Origin of the sequence: Prochlorococcus marinus str. MIT 0918 (genome assembly GCF_027359415.1) — a bacterium.
Lineage (GTDB): Bacteria > Cyanobacteriota > Cyanobacteriia > PCC-6307 > Cyanobiaceae > Prochlorococcus_E > Prochlorococcus_E marinus_C.
This window is the reverse complement of the sequence record NZ_CP114780.1, coordinates 427,940-447,517: the sequence shown is the minus strand read 5'-3', so window position 1 is coordinate 447,517 and position 19,578 is coordinate 427,940. Positions and strand designations below refer to the sequence as shown.

General features: G+C 32.0%; 24 protein-coding genes. 7 read left to right on the top strand and 17 right to left on the bottom strand.

Annotated elements, in window-relative coordinates:
• Positions 1-22: 22 nt before the first annotated feature.
• The 10 genes from lpxD to hisA form a co-directional block, all read right to left on the bottom strand.
• A complete protein-coding gene (gene lpxD, locus O5636_RS02390; RefSeq protein WP_269623025.1) occupies positions 23-1,060 on the bottom strand; it encodes a UDP-3-O-(3-hydroxymyristoyl)glucosamine N-acyltransferase in 1,038 nt (345 codons plus the stop codon).
• 28 nt (positions 1,061-1,088) lie between these two features.
• Complete coding sequence (gene proB / locus O5636_RS02385) at positions 1,089-2,183, bottom strand: glutamate 5-kinase (RefSeq protein ID WP_269623024.1); 1,095 nt, start codon at positions 2,181-2,183, stop codon at positions 1,089-1,091.
• Complete coding sequence (locus O5636_RS02380) at positions 2,183-2,695, bottom strand: YqeG family HAD IIIA-type phosphatase (protein ID WP_269623023.1); 513 nt, start codon at positions 2,693-2,695, stop codon at positions 2,183-2,185. The genes proB and O5636_RS02380 overlap by 1 nt, the downstream gene beginning before the upstream one ends.
• On the bottom strand, positions 2,696-3,232 hold the full coding sequence (locus tag O5636_RS02375; protein WP_269623022.1) for a DUF3727 domain-containing protein: 537 nt from the start codon (positions 3,230-3,232) through the stop codon (positions 2,696-2,698).
• Positions 3,233-3,277: 45 nt separating this feature from the next.
• Positions 3,278-3,727, bottom strand: coding sequence for a Holliday junction resolvase RuvX (gene ruvX / locus O5636_RS02370; protein WP_269623021.1), 450 nt, complete (start codon positions 3,725-3,727; stop codon positions 3,278-3,280).
• Between the two features lie 2 nt (positions 3,728-3,729).
• Positions 3,730-4,779 (bottom strand): hypothetical protein, encoded by a 1,050-nt coding sequence (locus tag O5636_RS02365; RefSeq protein WP_269623020.1) that lies wholly within the window; start codon positions 4,777-4,779, stop codon positions 3,730-3,732.
• A gap of 102 nt (positions 4,780-4,881) precedes the next feature.
• Positions 4,882-6,033 carry a F420-0:Gamma-glutamyl ligase gene (locus O5636_RS02360; RefSeq protein WP_269623019.1) on the bottom strand — a complete coding sequence of 384 codons (1,152 nt, stop codon included), beginning with the start codon at positions 6,031-6,033 and terminating at the stop codon, positions 4,882-4,884.
• A 79-nt stretch (positions 6,034-6,112) separates the two neighbouring features.
• Complete coding sequence (locus O5636_RS02355; RefSeq protein ID WP_269623018.1) at positions 6,113-6,667, bottom strand: thylakoid membrane photosystem I accumulation factor; 555 nt, start codon at positions 6,665-6,667, stop codon at positions 6,113-6,115.
• A 61-nt stretch (positions 6,668-6,728) separates the two neighbouring features.
• Positions 6,729-8,336 carry a DUF3685 domain-containing protein gene (locus O5636_RS02350; protein ID WP_269623017.1) on the bottom strand — a complete coding sequence of 536 codons (1,608 nt, stop codon included), beginning with the start codon at positions 8,334-8,336 and terminating at the stop codon, positions 6,729-6,731.
• A gap of 108 nt (positions 8,337-8,444) precedes the next feature.
• Positions 8,445-9,212, bottom strand: a complete 768-nt coding sequence (gene hisA, locus O5636_RS02345; RefSeq protein WP_269623504.1) for a 1-(5-phosphoribosyl)-5-[(5-phosphoribosylamino)methylideneamino]imidazole-4-carboxamide isomerase — start codon at positions 9,210-9,212, stop codon at positions 8,445-8,447.
• A gap of 97 nt (positions 9,213-9,309) precedes the next feature.
• On the opposite strand from hisA, the gene O5636_RS02340 reads away from it, so the two are divergent.
• Positions 9,310-10,221 (top strand): NAD-dependent epimerase/dehydratase family protein, encoded by a 912-nt coding sequence (locus O5636_RS02340; protein ID WP_269623016.1) that lies wholly within the window; start codon positions 9,310-9,312, stop codon positions 10,219-10,221.
• Here O5636_RS02340 and pgsA read toward each other — a convergent pair.
• Positions 10,196-10,753 carry a CDP-diacylglycerol--glycerol-3-phosphate 3-phosphatidyltransferase gene (gene pgsA / locus O5636_RS02335; protein ID WP_269623015.1) on the bottom strand — a complete coding sequence of 186 codons (558 nt, stop codon included), beginning with the start codon at positions 10,751-10,753 and terminating at the stop codon, positions 10,196-10,198. The genes O5636_RS02340 and pgsA overlap by 26 nt on opposite strands.
• A gap of 288 nt (positions 10,754-11,041) precedes the next feature.
• Here pgsA and O5636_RS02330 point away from each other — a divergent pair, with 288 nt between their 5' ends.
• The 3 genes from O5636_RS02330 to O5636_RS02325 are packed head-to-tail and all read left to right on the top strand — an operon-like array spanning position 11,042 to position 12,760.
• Positions 11,042-11,644 carry a PCC domain-containing protein gene (locus O5636_RS02330; RefSeq protein WP_269623014.1) on the top strand — a complete coding sequence of 201 codons (603 nt, stop codon included), beginning with the start codon at positions 11,042-11,044 and terminating at the stop codon, positions 11,642-11,644.
• Positions 11,644-11,868: a DUF6737 family protein gene (locus tag O5636_RS09710; RefSeq protein ID WP_332299712.1), complete on the top strand. Its 225-nt coding sequence runs from the start codon at positions 11,644-11,646 to the stop codon at positions 11,866-11,868. Before O5636_RS02330 ends, O5636_RS09710 begins: the two co-directional genes overlap by 1 nt.
• Before the next feature lie 4 nt (positions 11,869-11,872).
• A complete protein-coding gene (locus O5636_RS02325; protein ID WP_269623013.1) occupies positions 11,873-12,760 on the top strand; it encodes a GNAT family N-acetyltransferase in 888 nt (295 codons plus the stop codon).
• 17 nt (positions 12,761-12,777) lie between these two features.
• Here the strand turns inward: O5636_RS02325 and O5636_RS02320 are convergent, their stop codons facing one another.
• From O5636_RS02320 to nth, 3 genes are all read right to left on the bottom strand, one after another.
• Positions 12,778-12,963, bottom strand: coding sequence for a hypothetical protein (locus tag O5636_RS02320; RefSeq protein ID WP_269623012.1), 186 nt, complete (start codon positions 12,961-12,963; stop codon positions 12,778-12,780).
• Positions 12,964-12,975: 12 nt separating this feature from the next.
• On the bottom strand, positions 12,976-13,650 hold the full coding sequence (locus O5636_RS02315) for an SDR family oxidoreductase (protein ID WP_269623011.1): 675 nt from the start codon (positions 13,648-13,650) through the stop codon (positions 12,976-12,978).
• 74 nt (positions 13,651-13,724) lie between these two features.
• Positions 13,725-14,375 (bottom strand): endonuclease III, encoded by a 651-nt coding sequence (gene nth / locus O5636_RS02310; protein WP_269623010.1) that lies wholly within the window; start codon positions 14,373-14,375, stop codon positions 13,725-13,727.
• A 19-nt stretch (positions 14,376-14,394) separates the two neighbouring features.
• Between nth and O5636_RS02305 the strand changes: the two genes are divergently transcribed.
• Both O5636_RS02305 and O5636_RS02300 read left to right on the top strand, forming a co-directional pair.
• Positions 14,395-15,456 (top strand): ABC transporter ATP-binding protein, encoded by a 1,062-nt coding sequence (locus O5636_RS02305; RefSeq protein WP_269623009.1) that lies wholly within the window; start codon positions 14,395-14,397, stop codon positions 15,454-15,456.
• A 282-nt stretch (positions 15,457-15,738) separates the two neighbouring features.
• Positions 15,739-16,284 carry a ferritin gene (locus tag O5636_RS02300; RefSeq protein ID WP_269623008.1) on the top strand — a complete coding sequence of 182 codons (546 nt, stop codon included), beginning with the start codon at positions 15,739-15,741 and terminating at the stop codon, positions 16,282-16,284.
• Positions 16,285-16,320: 36 nt separating this feature from the next.
• Here O5636_RS02300 and O5636_RS02295 read toward each other — a convergent pair whose 3' ends face one another.
• The 3 genes from O5636_RS02295 to O5636_RS02285 all read right to left on the bottom strand — a co-directional run bounded on the left by O5636_RS02295 (position 16,321) and on the right by O5636_RS02285 (position 18,509).
• Positions 16,321-16,596: a pilus assembly protein gene (locus O5636_RS02295; protein WP_269623007.1), complete on the bottom strand. Its 276-nt coding sequence runs from the start codon at positions 16,594-16,596 to the stop codon at positions 16,321-16,323.
• Between the two features lies 1 nt (position 16,597).
• Complete coding sequence (locus O5636_RS02290; RefSeq protein WP_269623006.1) at positions 16,598-17,191, bottom strand: Crp/Fnr family transcriptional regulator; 594 nt, start codon at positions 17,189-17,191, stop codon at positions 16,598-16,600.
• Positions 17,192-17,453: 262 nt separating this feature from the next.
• Positions 17,454-18,509 carry a chlorophyll a/b binding light-harvesting protein gene (locus tag O5636_RS02285; RefSeq protein WP_269623005.1) on the bottom strand — a complete coding sequence of 352 codons (1,056 nt, stop codon included), beginning with the start codon at positions 18,507-18,509 and terminating at the stop codon, positions 17,454-17,456.
• 224 nt (positions 18,510-18,733) lie between these two features.
• On the opposite strand from O5636_RS02285, the gene O5636_RS02280 reads away from it, so the two are divergent.
• Complete coding sequence (locus tag O5636_RS02280; RefSeq protein WP_269623004.1) at positions 18,734-19,459, top strand: AhpC/TSA family protein; 726 nt, start codon at positions 18,734-18,736, stop codon at positions 19,457-19,459.
• Positions 19,460-19,578 lie beyond the last annotated feature (119 nt).

Here is a 19,578-nt window from a genome sequence, read left to right as displayed (position 1 = left end):
TTTTAATTATTTTAATTTTAATTTAATTAGATCGATTGAGGTTTCTAATTGCTTTAGCTATTTCTGGAAGTCTTTTGAAATTTGCTGAACATCTCAACCATAGTTTATTTGGCATAGCAGGAAAACCACTAATTATTTGACCTGCTTCGATATCTGCATGAATACCACATTTAGAGCTAGCAATTACATTTGCCCCTACATTTACTCTGTTCCCTACGCCAACTTGACCAGCCAAAATTACTCCATCTCCAATTTTTGCACCCCCTGCAATTCCTACTTGAGCAGCCATGGCACAGTTTTTTCCTATTTCAACGCCATGTCCGATTTGTACTAAATTATCAATTTTTGTTCCTGCACCTATAACTGTTTCTCCAACAGCTGGTCTGTCAACTGTTGTCCCACAACCAATTTCTACATTGTTTTGAATAATTACTTTTCCAGTCTGTGGCATCTTTCTCCAACCTTTCCTTGTAGGTATAAAGCCAAACCCTTCAGACCCAATCACAGCGTGTGAATGTATGACACAATTCTTACCTATATTGGTATGTGGATGAAGTACACAATTTGAATGCAATTCAGAACCACTGCCAATAGTCACATCATTGTATATTACTACTCCAGGATGAATAATAACTTCAGAATTTATCTTGCAATTAGATGCAATAGTTACATTTGCACCTATTGATACGTGTTCTCCTATATCTACATTTGTACCAATAATAGCAGAATTATGGATATCCTTAATAGGAATAATTTTAGGATAAATAATTTCTAAGATTTCAGCAAATGCAATTCTTGGCTCTTTAACAGTAACCCAGGCTATTTTTCTCTTTGTAATATTATTTGATAACTCTTTTTTATTAGGAAGTATTAAAGCTGAAGCATTTGTTTTGTTTAACTCTTGAAGTAAATAACTTCCTTCTTCAAGAAAACTTATTTGACTCTCTGTGGCTTTTTCTAAAGATGCAGCTTGATAAATTTGAGGATTATTTGAGATAGAAAATTCGAGAACTCCTGATTCTCCATTTTTAAGGATATTAATTATATCTAGAAATTTCATGGCTGTAAGGAATGATTAAAGGTCATTTTCAAGAAATAAATTCACTTGTAAGTACTAAAACATCTCTGTGAATAACAATAGGTGATTGTTTGGATCTTATAGGATTATTTATTTTAGCTCTTATTTCTTGACTGCTTAAAGAACTAATCCCCTTAGCAACTTGGAGTCCATCCAAATTAAAAACTGTTACTGGTTGATTCGCATTGAATTCTCCTTCTATTCGTTTTATTCCAACTAGTAAAAGAGATGCACCTTTGTTTTCTATAGCATTGAAAGCACCTTCATCTAAATATAATGAGCCTTGCGAATGTAAGGCATGAGCTAACCAACATTTCTTTGTCCCCATAGGTTTTGGATTTGGATGGAAAACAGTTCCTCCTCTTGAACCATTAAGAATTTTCTTAAGTATTAAGGGATCTCTTCCGTCTGCAAGGTGAACTGTTATTCCATTTTTAGTAGAAATTTGAGCAGCAGTGAGCTTGGTTTTAATTCCACCAGTTCCCCAATTTCCTGAATTTGTTGAATCAATTTTAAGTTGTACTAAGTCTTTAGAATTATGTACATCAGTTATTGGTTTAGCTTCTTTATTAGTTCTTGGATCAGATGAATAAAGTTTATCTATATCAGTTAGTAAAATAAGTTGATCTGCGCAAATTGCTGATGATACTAATGCAGATAATGTGTCATTATCTCCATATTTTAATTCTTCATTTGATATAGAATCATTTTCATTGATTATTGGTAAGATTTTCCAATCAAGAAGTCTTTTAATTGTTAATGAAGCATTATTAAAATTCTTTCTTGATTGAAAATCTTCCCTGGTTAAAAGTATTTGTGCAACATTATACCCATGATTACTCATAGCACTTTCATAAAGCGACATAAGATAGCCTTGACCTACTGCTGCTGCTGCTTGCAGTGAATTAATATCACTAGGTCTCTCCTTAAAACCTAGTTTAGTACATCCTAGGCCTACTGCTCCACTTGATACGATTATGATTTGATCACCTTTATCTTTAGATTCAGCAATGTATTTACAATATTCATTTATTATTGTGTTTGTTCTCAGATTTTTAGTTCCTCTAAGTAAACTAGTACCAATTTTTATAGTCCATAGTGTCATTATTTATAAGCCCCAATTATAGAAGCTACTTTATTTTCTATAATTTGCATTTTGTTGTCTTGAATAACATTTCCATTTGAGTCTATTGGCTTGACTAGAATAGTATAGATTCCTAAACGATTACCAACAAGTATATCAGTAAAGATTCTATCACCAATAATAGCTATCTCTTTATTGTAGAAATTAAAGGGCTGTATAGATTTAACAATTGCTTTCTTTCTTGGTTTTATGGCCTTATATGTAAAGGTTACATTTAATTGTTTTGCTATAGATTGAATCCTTCTTTTTGATGGATTATTACTGATTAAATGTATTTTAAAGTTTCTCTTTGCTTCTTGAATCCATTGATAGACAGAATGGTGGACTTTAATTTCATTTCTAGGTAAAAGAGTTCCATCTACATCAAGTAAAAGCAACTTAATTCCTTTATCTTTTATCTCATTATATGAGATTTTTCTGATATCTTTGCCAGTATTCCATTTTGCCTTGAGAACTTCAGTGTTTATTAACATTTAGAATTCTCTTTTATCTAGTTCTGATTCAATTAAAGGTTGAATCTTGTCAAATTCCTCACCTTCTAAAACTGAAGCTTGACCGTCTATTAGTTTTCCAACAACAAAAAATGGATCTAAAGGAATATAAAGTCCATACTCTTCTTCTTTCAGTTTGAAGTTAACTAGTAATTCATATAGTTCAGAATCTTCATCAAAATCTTTTTCTTCTAATTCTTCAGGTTCTGGCTCCTCTAGTTCTCCTGTAACAGTGAGTGTAACAGCTGATCTAATTAGTCTCAAATCATACTCTTGTAGTACAACATCAGCCATTTCAAGAATGGGTTCTTTTTTTTCTATTGTTTCAATCAATTCAGGATCTAAACTTTCTCTTAATCGAAAAAGAGTTACTGGTGTATCAACGGGAGTTAGTAATACATACTCAACATTGTTGATAGGTACAACCTGCTCTAGAAAACAGAGAAGTTCATTTCCTTTGCTGTCAGTTATTAAAAGAGTGGGTACTTCATTGTTATTTGTTAGGTTTGAGTGTGACATGGCTGTTGATGTTTGATTAATTTGTTGACAGGTATTTAATTCTCTTTATGAGAAGTGAGAAGAGCCTATTTCTTGAAGATCTGGACCTTCTCTTAGCCACTGTTCAAGTAATAGAGCGGCCGCAGCACTATCAAGCTTTCCGGATCGATCATTTTGAAGGTTGTACTTTTGCCCAGCTTCCCAGCTGCTGCTATGTTCATTAACCCAAGCTAATGGTAAAGCAAGTTTCTTTGCAATTTTTATTCCATAGTTTTGGCAATATAAGGCTTGAGTGGTTAGCCGACCCATTTCATCTAGAGGTAATCCAAAGACCAATCCTTTGATGGCTCTTGAAAAACAATAGTTTTTTATAATCTCAAGTTCTTCTATAAATATAGTTCTATGGATTGGAACAAGCTCTGTAACAGTTATACCAAGAGGATCACAACCTGCGAGGCCTATCCTTTTGCTTCCTATATCCATACTAAGAATTGAAGTAGGCTTAGGTCTTGACATTTTTATCTTTGATCGAGGGTTGGAGAGGGTAAGGGGGGCGTCTGAGATTGAATATTGCCTAGCACTGACTCCCAACTATCTTTTTGTAATCGATATGACTTTTTCGATTTTCTGATTAAGTTACTTTTTCCCAAAAGAAGTTTTTCTTCTTTTTCTATTAATCCTATATTAACTAATAAATTGTTTAATGTTTCATCCTTACTATTTGTTTCTATCAAGATTTCATTGTTATATAAATAAATTTTATTTAAAATTTTTGGGAGTTCACTTTGTAATCTTGAATCCCAAGCCAAATCTCTAACTATTTGATAAGTTGTTTTTTCAAGTGGATATTCTTTTTGAATTATTCCAGCTATTGCATTCTTATAGAATCCATTTGAAGAAATTAAAATGCCTGTTAATTTATTAAAGCGATTGAGATAATCTATAGGTTGACTATTAATTATTTCTCTATAATGTAATGACTCACCGGAGATCTTAAGTTTCCAAACCCTTTCGGAATTTATTTTGTTTAAGGACTCCCACTTTAGGGAATTAGTATAATTATTACTTTTAGAACCTAAGTTATCTTTAAATATGTCTAATTTATCTGACCAAGTTCTATATACTTTAAGTGGTTGAAAACCTAACTCTCTTGCTATTGAGATATCTTCATTGGACTTTATAGGATATTTAAGAATAATATTTTCAAGCTCTTGAGCTTTTATTTCTAAGGTTGCTTTAAGAAGTGCTTTTTTTATATCTGTTAGGCTATTAAATATTGGTTCTTGAATGACAAGTGGTATAGAAATTGCCCAGCAACTGCCTCTTCTATTGTTTGGATGGATTATTAAGATTGATATTAAAACTTCTTTTTCTAATGCAGCAAGACAATAGGGTTGCCTCTTAGCAGAATAATTATTCATATATCCTTCTAATCTGGCCAACCAATTTTTTAAAAGCATTAAATTTAGTAATCTTGAGAGATTACCTTTGTTTTGTAAAGAGCTATTAAATAGGTGTTTGATTTGTAGATAATCAACCTTAATAGTGCGATCAAGTAGAGTTGTCAAGGTTGCAATAAAGTCTTGCTTATAAATCTATCTAGTTATTATGAATTTTGCTATTAAGTCTTCTTTTAAATCTATATAGTTATTTTTAAATTAGCTCTTAATTTATTTTAAAGGTCTAATGAGAACCAATGGAGTTTGTTCATCTGCGTTACCAGCTGGATTGGATTTTAATGCTTTCTTAATAAGGGACCTATCTGCATTTTTACTTGAAGCAAGTATTTTAACTTTTCCTAGGTCATTAACGTCGACGATTGCAATATTTAAACCAGTCTCTTGGTATAAATATTTGCAAAAAGCATAGGGATCTTTTGGTCCCATCACAATTGATTGATCATAGGGTGGAGTTGTGCCAGTTATGTCATCGACAAGTCTTGCTTGCTCTCCAGCAAGCCTATAAAACATTCCTTTAACTCTTATTAGTTTAAATGCTGATCCAATTATCCAAGCAATAATCACCCTAGACGGACCAACCTCATTGATTAGAGATTGCATGCCACAAGCAGTTGCTAGACTACTTGTTGGATGAAAAAAGTAACATAATGATCTTGATAATAAGGTAGTATTTATATTATTTGGATGATGATATCTACCTTGCATTATAGATAAAGGAGTTTCTCCAATAGTTATTATATCTCCAGGCATAATTATATTAGTAGTATAATTTTTAATTAACTTATAAGGATCATCTAAAACACCTAATACATGAGTTTTTATAGGCAATGTAGAAAAATAAGTTGAATTTTTAAAATTAGCATTATTATGAGTTAATTTTTCTGGGTATTTTATAGGTATATTAAAACCATCTTTTCTTATAATTTGACCAAAAGGACCATAATTAATCCAATTGACTTCCATCCATATATTACATAAGCCTGAAAGTTCATTTGAATTATCAACTAGAATAATACCTACATCAATAACAGATGCAGATTTTGATTTTACAATATTAGCTTGCCAATAATTTGTATAGTTAGTATTTGTACCCTGACCACTTAGTTTTAAGTTAGTTTCAATGGTTACATTTTGATATCTACCGTTACCTATTAATAATGGTTTTAATTCAAATTTAGGAACCATAACTTCCATTCTTTTATGTGGATTTGTAATTTTAATCTTGCCATTAACAATTGTTTTTCCTTGCTCACTAATTACTTTCCAATTAGAGGGTTCTAAATTTAGAGGTGAAATTTTTCTGGAGTAATGTAAAAATTCAAAAAACAAAAAGGAAATTATTATAAAAAGTATGATATTCATTTAAAATACCTTTATTCAAATATTTTATATGATAGATTAAAATGTTTTTTTTAGTATAAAATTAGCTTATTAAAACAAATCACCTTGGATCTGTATATCCATCTTTTGATGCATCACTATTATATTCATTAAAGCTCTTTATAGAAACAGTAAAATCTGGAGGTTCAAGTCCTGTAGCATTGCTTATAGCTTTATTTATTTCTTTTAATGAAACTTGACCTTCAGAATCTAGTAATACCTCACCATTGCCATTAATGACTACTACTTGAGGTATATTGCCATGCCAATAATATGATTCATCTAAAGGGTCATCACTTTCTTTCTCTTGGAACTCATCAATTGTTAGAGGTATTAGGTCTATAGTTGATGTCCAAAGTAATTTTAATCCTGATACGACAGGTGCAAACATTTTACTGGCAGAACTATCATCAAGATAGAAAATAATTACGCTAGTTCTATTATTTTTAATTGAGTCTCTTAAGGTACTTTGAGGAGGTACTAGAGATCCATTGCCAGCATATATTGGGTAAATATTACCATCGAAACTATCAGTATCTCTTGCTGCTATAACAGGTTGCGTAGTCAATAAGAAAACAGATATAAAAATAAATATTTTTTTTATAAACTGAGACATTAAAAATAAATAGATCTTTTTTAATATATTCCGTTTCTATCAGTTATAAGAATAATAATTCCTATCTTGAAATAGTTCTTCCCATACCTTGCATGATACCTTTGCCAACTAGGCCAATGGCACGTCCTAGAACATTAGTAAGTATTAGAACCATAACATCTCCAAAATGCTTAAGAAAGGATTGCAGTTGAGGAGCAAGGGCATCTCTTGCTTCTATTAAGAGAGTTATTTGCTTTTGCCACCAACCTAAAGATCTTAATTCAACATCCCTAGTTTCATTAACTAGTATAGATTGGATTTTACCATTATTTAGCTGGTAAAATTTTCGTTTGCTTTCATAGAGATGTATAGGGCGTTGAATATTATATTGCCATCTCTTCTGACTGTTAAGAGTATTCCTAAGCCTCTCTAATTCCCTTGTTGAGAATAAGCTTGGAGTTAAAAGATAATCTCTTAATTCTGGCCATTGAGAGCAGACGTTTATAATTTCTGAACTTATAATCTCTCCTGTTCTTATTAACCAATTAGATATTAATTCTTCTAGTTTAATTAGCGCTCTTGGGTCATCAGGCGGTAACAATTTCCCATCAACTAATAGGGGCTTATTTGAAATTATTGAATCTAACATAGGAGATGCTTTAGGTAGATCCTCATCTATATCAGTAAGTTCAGTTCTAGATATAAGTTCATCTGTTACTTGTATTAAGTTATCATTTAACAATAATCTTAGATAACCACCTGTTAATTTTCTTAAAGCCATTTGCCTCAAATGGATTTGCATTGAATTCCATGTATCTAAATAGTTATTTGAGTCTTGTAAGTTTTCTGTTTGAAGTTTAATGAATAAATCATTAATCTCATGCAATAATGATCTTAGCAAAACGATTTGTTTTTCTTTGTTTAAGCCTTCAATTGCAAATAAACTTTCAGTTGCATTGTCTATCCCTGAGTTTATAGAATCTTGAATACGGCTAAAGATCTCTTTCCAAACTGCTTTAGAATTTTTTTCTGAAATTGTTATGCTTGTGGCATACTTGGTTGCATTTACCTTATTTATTTTTCTTTCTAGTGAGATACTAAGAGGTGACCAAAACCAAATTAGAAATGATTTAGCACTTTTCAGTTCTCGTTGTCTTCCTTTTATGGCTAATAAAATTAGGAAGTTATGAGAAGGTTTAATTAAAAGTTCATTTAACCTAAATAATTCTAGGTCTATTTCTTTGAAACTGTTGTTTAACAGCCAAGTTCTAGTATTTAAAAGAGTGGGTTTGCTACTTAGCTTTTGGTTTGAAAGACCCGTTAGTCGTATTATTCTTCCTCCTGATAGTAGGGTTGAGATTGCATCTCTTAACAAATCAATATCAGGATCTTGGAGAATACCATCGCATTCAAATGTTAAGGCTATTGAAGTATCAATATTAGGATTGCTAGGTAGGATTACAAGAAGAGGAGATGGGCGCCACCTTGCTTTAAGCCGTGTTATTTCTATACTTGTTATATTATCTATGTTTTCTAGAGACCAGATTATTAAACTGGGATTTTGGGTTAGTTTTTTCTTGTCACGAATAATTTCGATATTTAAACTGTCATTTGATAATTGCAGTGACAAGCTTTCACCAAGTAACTCTGGAGCTAAAAGTAGGATCTGTTGGAGTTCACCCTCTTTCAAATTACAGTCCAAATAGCTTACATTTTAAAGTTAACTAACTTTCTTCTTTTCTTCCAGTCTTTTTTGTTTTTACCCTTTAAGTCACCAGCAAGTTTTTAAAGCTTTTGATTAAGCATAAAAGTCATTCTTGAAATTTACATCTTGAATATCATGGTTAGCCATCATTTCTATAGCTTCTTCAAGGTTAATTTTACCTTCATAGAGTGCTCTACCTACTATTACTCCACATATCCCACATTGCTCTAATGGGATTAGTGAAATAATATCTCCAATTGATCCTATACCTCCTGATGCAATAATTGGAACTTTTGATTCTGAAGCAACTTCTCTAAGAAAATTCAAATTAGGACCTTCTAAAGTTCCGTCTTTTGATATATCAGTACAGATTAATCTAGATATTTTTGTATTTGAAAAACTTTGAACTAATTCATTAGCACTGGTTTCACTTTTTTTTAACCAACCTCTTGTGACAACTTTGCCGTCCTTTGCGTCAATACCAATAATAATCTTATCGGGATGTTTATTGCTCAAATCTATTGCCATGGCTTGGTTCTCAATAGCTATTGTTCCTAGGATTACTTGATCAACTCCTATTTCTATTAGTTCCTCAGCTCTTTTTACGCTTCTTATTCCTCCTCCAATTTGCATTGGGATAGAAAGTGATTTTCTAATTGATTTGATAGTTTCATTATTGACAGGCTTGCCTGTTTTTGCTCCATCTAGATCAACAAGATGCAATCTACTGGCACCCATCCTTTGCCATATCAATGCTTGTTGAACTGGATCACTTTCAAACTCAGTTACTTTTGAGTAGTCACCTTGGAATAATCTTACGCATTTACCTCCTAAGAGATCGATGGCAGGAATAATCTCTATCACTATAAAAACTTATCTTTATATATCTTCCATCTCAATGGTTTGATTTAGCAAACACTTAACACGCTTCAATGGTTATATTCGTTTTTTTATCACCATGAAAACTCTTGTCATGGGTGGCACTCGCTTCGTTGGGAAAGCAATTGTTCAGAAATTAATTTTAAAAGGATATGACATTACATTATTTACTAGAGGTCTTAACCCATTACCATCAAAAGTTACTCACATCAAAGGTGATAGGAAAACTGAAGACTTAGAACAATTAAAAGGCAACAGATTTGATGTGATTATCGATACTTCTGGTAGGTCTCGTGAAGAAACAGAAAAAGTAATTGCAAACACAGGACACCCATCTCACAGATTTATATATCTAAGTTCAGCAGGAATCTATAAAGATACTGAAAAATGGCCCCTACAGGAGAATTCCCCTATTGATCCTAATAGTAGACACATAGGAAAGGCAAAAACTGAAGAATGGTTATCTTCATCTAATATTCCTTTTACTATCTTTAGACCAACGTATATATATGGTGCTGGTAATTATAATCCTATAGAAAAATGGTTTTTTGATCGAATAATTCATTCGCGTCCTATCCCTTTACCATTAGAAGCAAATACTATTACGCAACTAGGACATGTTTCTGATCTAGCAGAAGCAATTGTATCTTCTTTAGAAAATAATTCTTCACTTAATAAGATTTATAATTGCTCAAATTCTGAAGGTATTACTTTTATAGGATTAATTAATATATGTGCCATTGCTTGTGGAAAGGATCCCAATGAATTGATTTTTAAAGTCTTCGACCCATCAGGACTAAATAAGAAAGAGAGGAAAATTTTTCCTGTAAGACTTAATCACTTTCTAACCGATATTTCGTTGATAAAAAAAGATCTTGATTGGGAGCCTAGAGTTAGTATTGAAGAAGGATTGGCTGATTTTTATAGAAATGATTATTGTTTAAATAAGGAAAGTAATCCAGATTTTAGTCTTGACGATATATTGAATTAGGCCTGAAATATTTATACGCTGAATATAAGGCCAATAATAAAGATAACCAATAAAATATAATTCCGATAGTTCTTATAATTAATAGATATTCATCTTTAATAATTAAAGGCGGCCATAATATAAAAATCACGGATATAAATTGCAATAAAGTTTTTGCCTTTCCACTTAAAGATGCAGGTCCCCCTTTATGATCGTTTTGCCTCCACGAGGTTATTAAAAGCTCCCTACTAAATAATATCCAAACTGACCAGAAAGGTATTATTTCGATTTTTGATAACCATATAAGTGGAGCAAGTAACAATATTTTGTCTGCTAAAGGATCAAATATTGCCCCCCATTTATTTCCTCCATCTGCCTTTCTTGCAAAAAATCCATCTAACCAGTCAAGAATACCTCCTAGCAAAATTACCAACCAGGCTATAAAGATTTTATCTAAAGTTAAAGCAATTAAAATTGGTATGGCAAGAAAAAATCTAGCTAGTGTTATTCTATTTGCTAGCATTCTGTACTTAGCTTTAGTCTGTAAATACACTGATTAATGTTTTATTTGTCTTATTATATAAGATCTATATCCAAATTAATTTCTTCTGAGCTATAAATTAACTGGCAAATCAAATGTATAGCTGCTTTACATTTTATTGATTTTACCCACTTGCTGTGTAAAAATAAAAATGATAATAATTGAATAATGACTGCATTCCTTCTTTTAGTTTTCGTTGCTTCTTTGATATCAATGTATTTTATTGTGCGCCGCTTAGAAGAATAAAGCAGTTTGTTAATCTGAATTAATAGTTAATTTGTTTTTTCTATACTAAAAATAATGGAAACTCATTCGTTAAGATTATCCCCTGGAGATGATCTGAAGACATCAGTTTTGTCTTTTGCAAAAAACAACGATTGTTCAGGCCATATAATAGGTGTCATAGGTGATTTATCAAAAGCTGCTATTCAATGTCCTGGCAAGAAATCGCCTACTATATTTGAAGAAATTTTAGAAGTAATTACCTTAATAGGAACAATATCTCCAGATAAAGTACATTTGCACATTAGTTTTTCAGATGGAGATTGCAAAGTTTGGGGTGGTCATCTAGAGGAAGGAGCTATAATCTATAAGGGATTAGATCTTCTTATTGGTATCCCTAATGATTATAATTTTCAAAGGAAACCACCTCAATTTAATAAAAATTCTTTTGTTTTAGAGATAGCTACATTACCTAAATGCCCGTGGTCTTCACGCCTTCTTAGAATGCTCAAATCGACCAATTTGACTTATAATATAATTGAAGTTAATGATGATGATAAATTTATTGAAATAAGTAAGAGAAGCGATTCCTCTACATTTCCCCAAGTATTTATAGATAATAATTTTATAGGTGGCTATGAAGAGTTTAAAGAATTATATTCATCAGGAAAATTCTCTTAATGGAGTCAGAAACTAAGCCAGTAATTTCATCTTTTTGGTCTTATAAACCAAAATGGTGTCAGCCTTGGTCGATTTTATTAACAGGTACTTTAGTTCTTATTATTATATATTTAATCACTAATAGTTGGATTATAAGACTTCTATTTGTTTTTTTAATATCTATATGGTGGTTTCTTTTCCTATTTTTAGCACCTTATATTTATAGTTCCTCAGATAATAATTAGTTTTATGAGTAATAATTTTATGATAAGATCGTTAACTAATAATGATATTCCTTATATTACTAAACTCGCTATAAAAGAGAATTTTGCACCAGGTTTAGGAGATGTAAATATTTATCGTAATACAGATAAACAGGGCTTATGGGTTGGTTGTTTGAATTCTAAAGTTATAGGATGTATTGCAGGAATAAAATATAATCAAAATTATGGTTTTGTAGGCTTATTTATCGTTGATGATAGATTTAGAGGTAAAGGGTTTGGACTACAATTATGGAAGCATATAATAAACCATTTAAAGCATGTAAATTGTCTTGGTATAGAGGCCGCTCCAGATCGTATTACTGATTATCAAACTTGGGGTTTTATGCCATCTTCAATAACTACTAGGTGGAGAATTGATAGCACAGTTAAGCCTGATCTGAAAGATTCTTATAGTATTAATATTAACGATTATTTATTACTTGAAGGATCACAAATACCCCAAGATATAATTCAAAAATATGATTCTACTAAAGAATATACTCCTCGTCCTCATTTTCTTTCTGATTGGTTGTCTAATACCGATGGGAAAGTACTTGCTTTAGTTAATCAGTCAGGTATATGTGTAGGCTTTGGACGAATCCGTACATGCCTTCTAAAAGAAGGCCGAGGCCACCGTATTGGCCCACTTATTGCAGACAATCATGATTTGGCATGTTTTCTACTGCAAAATCTTATAAAGCAATTTCCTGGAATAATTCTTGTAGACTCTCCTGGCATCAATATAGATGCAAATATATTGTTTACTAATTTAAATTTTCAACCCATATCTTATACAGTTAGAATGTATAAAGGAGAGCAGCCAACTATATCCATGAAAGAGATCTATGGTTTGGCATGTCTTGAATTAGGATGAATTATCTAGATTTTTTATTAATCTCGAATTAATTTTTTTTCAGTAGACAGATCATCCTCAAGTTGTTTGATTAGCTTAGTAACTAACGATTGAAATTCTGGTTGACATCCTTTGAATGCTGCTTTGTGGCGTATAGCTTCATTCCTAGTTCTTAAATCTGTTAGCATAAGTTGTAGAGAATCTATTTTAGGATTTGTTTTCATACTTTATGATGATTATCTTTTTATAGTAAAGCCTTCTATGGCTTTTTTAAAGGATATATTATTATTCTCTATATTACTTGTTATTTCAATGATCTTATTTATTGATGATGTATTTTTTAATGCATCTATACATGTCTTTGCTACTAATCTTCTTGGTATTGACCCCTCCTCTTGATTTCCTTCAGTTGTATAGTTAATATTTTCTTTATCTAAATCATTTTCTTTCTCATTTAGTCCGCCTGGCCTAATAATTGTCCAATCGATATTACTATTAATCACACTATTTTCACCTACTTGTTTCCATAATAATATAAATCCAAAAAGATTTAGTGGGTGAAGTATTTTACCTACACATAGTGAACTAACTAAAACTATTCTTTTTATACCTACTCTTTGACAACTAGAGACTTGTCTTTTAACACCTAATGCATCAACCTTTGCAGGTCCAGTTAAATCTATATTAGGTCTAGCACCTGTTGCAATAATTAAGGTATCTATACCTTGTAATGCTTTATCTAAAATATTTTGCTGGGAAAAATCTAGTTGATAATTCTCACACCCTTTTAGGGATTCCGGAATTATAGAGTTTTTTCTTGTTATTAGCCTGACTTTATTGCCAGCTTTTAAGGCCTCTTCTGAGATCCTAAATCCAGTTTTTCCAGATGCTCCACTTACTGCGATATTCATATAAAAAATTTAAAATACAATTTATATTAGCTAATAATTTAGTACATTGTTTATTTACTTTTATTCCGATACCATCATTTATTACAAATTATAGGTTTTTTTCTTAATGGAAATAATTCCTTGCATAGATAACATTTTGTCCCGTCACACCCCCTAGCTGTGCAATATTCTCTACCATAATAAATTATTTGTAAATGTAATAAATTCCATTTTTCTTTAGGAAAAAGTTTTTTCAAGTCTTTTTCTGTTTGCTCTACACTTTTTCCTGTGGTTAATTTCCACCTTTGACTAAGTCTGTGAATATGTGTATCAACTGGGAAAGAAGGCACTCCAAATGCTTGAGACATTACAACACTTGCTGTTTTATGGCCTACTCCTGGTAATGACTTAAGATCTTCGAGATTGTCAGGCACCTTATTTGAATAGTCTCTCTTAATGATTTTGCTTAGCTCGTATATATGTTTTGCCTTTGTATTAGCCAATCCAATTTGTTTGATATATTCATATATAACATCTTTACCTAATTTATTGATTTCTTCTGCGTTATCACGATTCTTGAATAAAGCAGGTGTTATTTCATTGACCTTTTTATCAGTAGATTGTGCACTTAAGACAACAGCAACAAGTAATGTAAAACTATTAGTATGATTTAGAGGTATAGGTGGATTAGGATATTTTTCAGCTAATCTATGCATAATTAAATTTGCTCTTTCAGCCTTTTTCATTTTTTATTGGTTTTGAGTTGTGAATGATAATCAACTAGAGATTTCCAATCTCAGTCATCATTATGGAGATTTCCCAAATAGTGGCCTTACTATTAATTCGGTTAACTTAACTCTAAAACATGGAGAACTTCTTGGACTTTTAGGGCCCTCAGGGTGCGGGAAAACAACCTTATTAAGATTAATCGCAGGCTTTGAACGTCCGTATAAAGGAATTATTTCATTAGAAGATAATATTATTTCATCCCCTTCTTATATTTTGCCTCCAGAAAGAAGAGGGATAGGCATGGTATTTCAAGACTATGCACTTTTCCCTCATTTGAATGCTTGGGAAAATATAATATTCGGATTAAAACCATCAGATAATAAATCAAGGGCACACTGGCTAGTTGATTTATTAGACCTTAAGTCGTTTGTAAATCGTTTCCCTCATGAACTTTCTGGAGGTCAAAGGCAGCGACTTGGGCTTGCAAGAGCATTAGCTCCTGGAAATTCTATTGTTGTTTTAGATGAACCTTTCAGCAGCCTAGATGTTGAAGTTAGATATAGATTACGCAATGAATTATCGCGTGTTCTTAGTTCTTGCTCAGCTTCAGCAATACTAGTTACTCATGATCCTCAAGAGGCACTTGGTATTTGTGATCGTGTAGCAGTAATGAGAAATGGAATTATTCATCAATGTGCTTCCCCTATAGAAATTTTAACTAAACCAGAAACACCATTTATTGGTAAATTTGTTTCTCAGAATAATTTAATAAATATACAATTTAAATCTGGTTTGATACAGACCTCTTTCGGGAAGGTTCTAGTGCAAAATCATTTAATTAAGGAAACACCAGAATTACTTATGTTAGATGATAATTCTTTAGAAATCATACCTTCACTTCATGGAAAATGTGTTATTAAAGGAAAAGAATTCTCTAATTCATATTGGATTATGAGAGTTGATTATGAAGGTAGCATCCTAAGGATATCGGCACCTTTAGATTCGACTATTGATATAGGTGATAATTGTGATGTTAAATTTATCTCTGGAAAGTATGGTTATTTATTCCCTGGATGTATTTCTTGCATTCTTAAGTGAAAAATAAATTAAGGTCGAAACATATAAGACCTATTTATCTTCCACAATTACACTTACCTCCTTTCCAATTAGAACATTTTCTTTGCTTGCATTTCTTTTTCTTATTTTGTACGAAGAAACTAAGACTATTTTTCTTTCTTCCTAATAGAACAATCATTTGATGATAATTGTTTTAATACAATTGATAACCTTTATAATCTAGTACGTTTTTAAGGATAGTTGCCAACCTTTTTACTTATTTTGATTTCCTTGTATAATTTGTACAACTAAATATATTTACATATGACTGAAGCTATTTCGAATAGAACTATCGTTAATTCTAGCCCAGCTGGTAGGGCTATAGCTCAACCAATGGAGAAATCTTTGGTTGAGTTGTTATATCTTCATTTGACAGCGGAAAGACATGCGAGTGCTCAATATTTTGCAATGTCGATATGGTTTGCAGAAAGAGATTTGAACGGATTTTCATCTTTTTATCAAAAGGAGTCATTATCTGAGCATCAACATGCAGTAAATTTTTCTAATTATTTAGTCTCTAGAGGTCAAACAGTAGTTTTGCATGATTTAGTAGCTCCAAAACAACAATGGAATTCTATTGAAGAAGTTATAGCAGATTCTTTCCAGCTAGAAGCAGATGTAACTTCTTCAATTCATCAACTTTATGCGACAGCTGAAAGATCTAGTGATACAAGAACAACTGTTTTTCTAGATCCCATAGTAGAGGCTCAGACTAAATCAGAAGATGAGTTTGCACATATACTATCTAGAGTACAATTTGCTAAATCTCAGCCATCTGCACTGTTAATAATTGACGGTGAATTAGCTTAAAAATTTTAATTTATAAGCTAATTCATTTTCTATATTTCAAATAGAGAAGTCTAAAGGACGTTTACATAATTCATATAAGAATAACTTTGCAGTACTAGGAGATAAACTTTTTTGCATTTCACTTGATATATCTACTAATTCAATTCTTCGTGCATTGAGATTATTAATTTCTTCTAAAAGTCTTTTCTTTACTAGGTTGTTCTTGCAAAAGGATAAAGATTCATTTATACGCTTGTATCTATACCTTATAAAATCAATTTCTCTACATAAGCTGGTTATAAGAGAATCAGAAATGGTTATTGCAGTATTCATTTCAAGCAGAAAGTGGAGATTCTTCTATGAATTCTGGAGCTAAACTTAAAGTAGTTTCTCCTGAGGGAGCTAGTAATAAATCTGCTGATCTTAATCGACTAATTAATCTGGTTGAAGTTACTCTTGTTGACCCAATTAGTTCCCCTATTCTTTCGTGAGTTAATCTAAATGGAAGTTGACACCAATCACCACATCTTTTCCCTAAACGATTAACAAGTAATGCAAATAATGCTTGAAGTCTTTGTTCAGCATTCCCTAAATGTCTAATACGTAATAGTTGCAATGTCCATTCATTTACAGAATCAAATCCATTAGCTTCTGTTGATTCAGTATCACTTCTAAAGCAAAGTTGAGTAAGAGCTTCTACACATATACCATCACTACATAAACGATCAGTTCTTAGTTGGTCTCCAGATTGAAGGAATGCAAGTGTCATTCCTTCGGTTTCTTCACAAGGGCAGTAAACCCTTGCAATTCCATCAATAACTTCTAAGCATGAACCTCCTGAACGAGCTGAAGGATCAATTAGAACAGTTTGCCCGACAGACAATCTTACTTTAGGTACAGGTCCATCTGGCAGGAATCTGTAGTTCATTTATTAAACAACTCTTGCTATTGAGAATACTTATCAACATACATTGCAAGAGATCCTTTTTGCAACCGATTCTCAATAGCAAGGAGGTAGTTGAGAGATTTCACAAAAAAAACATAGATAATGTGATTTTTTATACGTCATGGTGTGTTTAATGAGAAAAAATGTTTTTATTAGCGCACAATTATTTATAAGAAAAAAAGCCTCTTTCCTAAAGAGGCTTTTAAGTAAAAGATAGTCCTTTAAAGCAATATCTTTTTATGAATTAACCTGCAGTGATCTTGACATCTTCCATATTGTCAAAGGCTTTTCCAACTCGTTTGAAGTCGAATCCCATTCCTCTAAGCGCATGCCATAGATGACCTTGAAGAAAAAAGAATCCTAAATAAAAGTGAACGTTAGAAAGCCATGCTCTTGCTGTATGGGCATCTGCTGGTAGATCTGCAGTATCTACAAAATAAGGTGCAAATTCAAATTTAAGACTAAGTACCTCACCATAAAGATCTGTTGGGTAAATAGTTGTATTGGTGGCACACCAAAAAGCAGCAACAAATGCGCAATAAGCCACACCAGCTAATGAGTATGAAAGAACTGATTCGGCTGATAGGAGCCCTTTTCCTTTGAACTCGGTGTATTGACCATATTGTCTTGTAGCAATATGGAAAGCACCACCAATTATCAAAAAGAAAGCTAAGAAAGCATGTCCACCCATAATGTCTTCCAAGCTATTGACTGTTAAGAAGTCAGCTTGGTGATTCCAAATCATTCCAAGGTCTAGATTGTAATTAACAGTTCTAGTAACACCTTGAGCAGCATCGTAGATTCCATGAATTCTTGCCCATTCAACAAATTGAATGTTTCCAAGGCCTAGAAATATAAGGTGATGACCAAGAATAAAAGTCAATCTGTCTGGGTCATCCCATTCAAAGTCAAACTTTTTAGCTCTTGAACCTTCAGGATAATTGCCTAGATCTCCTTCATATCTCATTGAGTGTAAAAGGCCACCTGCACCAAGTACACCAGAGAAAATCAAGTGTAAAACAGCTATAACAGTACAACCGTATGGTTCTGTAATAACACCATTTGAGACTCCACCAATGCCAAGACCAGCTAGATGTGGAAGGCAAATAAGGTTTTGATTACCCATCGGTAAAGATGAGTCGTAACGAGCGAGTTCAAAGAGAGTAAAAGCTCCTGCCCAGAACATCATCAAACCTGCATGAGCTGCATGAGCTGCGATGAATTTTCCTGAACGGTTCGTCGTCCCTGAGTTGCCCGCATACCAAGCGTAGGTAACGTTTGGGTTCCCGTAGGTCTGCACGAGAGTAATAAATTAAAAGGCACTATTAAACTATTGGACTGTTTCAGATTTAATAATTACGAATTCACATTGCTTAGTACTATTGTTGTTTTTATACATCCGATTGTATTTATCTGATACTTCTTATGTTTTAAATTTGATAGAATTATGTTAATTCAAGTTAAAAGACAAATATCTAAAAAGAAATGATTCTAGCTTTTATGAATTTTTAAGAGGAATTAACCATGCAAAAGGATTTTTCAATAAATAAAATATTTAAACAAGAACTTAATAAAACTTATTTACCTAGAAAAACTTTGTTAGTTGTCTTAGGTCTGTTAGGAGACTTCGATAGTTTTGAATATGTTCAGTGTTTGTTACCCTATATAAAAAAAATAAAAGATTCTAATATTAATCTTATTGTAGTAGGTATTGGTACTGAGCTATCTAAAAGGAGATTTTGCAAATATACAAAATTACCAGAAGAATATCTAATTGTTGTAGAAAATAATTTATTTCATAAGAGATTAGAGATATCTGGTGGTCTTGAATTGCCAATTAATCCCTTACTAAATCTTATATTAATGTGTTTAGGTGTATTTTCTCCAGGTACTCTATTAGAAGTATTAAGAGGTTATGTTGGGGACAAAAATTCTTCACAAATATTTGATGAAAATGAATATATAAGCTTTCCAAATAATTTTTTATTAAAAACTAGTATGTTTAATCTAATTGGTCGTAAGGGTAAACTTAGACCGTTTGAATTGGCTTCTTTAAGACTATTGAATATGATAGAGGTGCTATCAAAATGGGATATTTATATGTTTGACCATTCGTATCTTACTCAAAGAACTGGAACATTCATAATTGATTCCAAAATGAAATTACTCTATTGTTATAAAAGCAAATCTCTTTTAGGATTTTCCAAGAATATGTCATCTCCTATTGAATTCCTTCAAGACTTTATTTAGTTTAACTATATTTACAAAATTATGAAAATATGTACAAGATGTGGTTCTAATAAACTTATTGCAGATAGGGCATTGGGAGGCAGACTTATTTGTACGATATGCGGTTGTTCTTCTATTTC

Excerpts from the sequence above, each read along its gene's own strand:
- lpxD (WP_269623025.1), bottom strand. The coding sequence starts at position 1,060 with ATGAAATTTCTAGATATAATTAATATCCTTAAAAATGGAGAATCAGGA.
- proB (WP_269623024.1), bottom strand. The coding sequence starts at position 2,183 with ATGACACTATGGACTATAAAAATTGGTACTAGTTTACTTAGAGGAACT.
- O5636_RS02380 (WP_269623023.1), bottom strand. The coding sequence starts at position 2,695 with ATGTTAATAAACACTGAAGTTCTCAAGGCAAAATGGAATACTGGCAAA.
- O5636_RS02375 (WP_269623022.1), bottom strand. The coding sequence starts at position 3,232 with ATGTCACACTCAAACCTAACAAATAACAATGAAGTACCCACTCTTTTA.
- ruvX (WP_269623021.1), bottom strand. The coding sequence starts at position 3,727 with ATGTCAAGACCTAAGCCTACTTCAATTCTTAGTATGGATATAGGAAGC.
- O5636_RS02360 (WP_269623019.1), bottom strand. The coding sequence starts at position 6,033 with ATGAATATCATACTTTTTATAATAATTTCCTTTTTGTTTTTTGAATTT.
- O5636_RS02355 (WP_269623018.1), bottom strand. The coding sequence starts at position 6,667 with ATGTCTCAGTTTATAAAAAAAATATTTATTTTTATATCTGTTTTCTTA.
- O5636_RS02340 (WP_269623016.1), top strand. The coding sequence starts at position 9,310 with ATGAAAACTCTTGTCATGGGTGGCACTCGCTTCGTTGGGAAAGCAATT.
- O5636_RS02330 (WP_269623014.1), top strand. The coding sequence starts at position 11,042 with ATGGAAACTCATTCGTTAAGATTATCCCCTGGAGATGATCTGAAGACA.
- O5636_RS09710 (WP_332299712.1), top strand. The coding sequence starts at position 11,644 with ATGGAGTCAGAAACTAAGCCAGTAATTTCATCTTTTTGGTCTTATAAA.
- O5636_RS02325 (WP_269623013.1), top strand. The coding sequence starts at position 11,873 with ATGAGTAATAATTTTATGATAAGATCGTTAACTAATAATGATATTCCT.
- O5636_RS02320 (WP_269623012.1), bottom strand. The coding sequence starts at position 12,963 with ATGAAAACAAATCCTAAAATAGATTCTCTACAACTTATGCTAACAGAT.
- O5636_RS02315 (WP_269623011.1), bottom strand. The coding sequence starts at position 13,650 with ATGAATATCGCAGTAAGTGGAGCATCTGGAAAAACTGGATTTAGGATC.
- nth (WP_269623010.1), bottom strand. The coding sequence starts at position 14,375 with ATGAAAAAGGCTGAAAGAGCAAATTTAATTATGCATAGATTAGCTGAA.
- O5636_RS02300 (WP_269623008.1), top strand. The coding sequence starts at position 15,739 with ATGACTGAAGCTATTTCGAATAGAACTATCGTTAATTCTAGCCCAGCT.
- O5636_RS02295 (WP_269623007.1), bottom strand. The coding sequence starts at position 16,596 with ATGAATACTGCAATAACCATTTCTGATTCTCTTATAACCAGCTTATGT.
- O5636_RS02290 (WP_269623006.1), bottom strand. The coding sequence starts at position 17,191 with ATGAACTACAGATTCCTGCCAGATGGACCTGTACCTAAAGTAAGATTG.
- O5636_RS02280 (WP_269623004.1), top strand. The coding sequence starts at position 18,734 with ATGCAAAAGGATTTTTCAATAAATAAAATATTTAAACAAGAACTTAAT.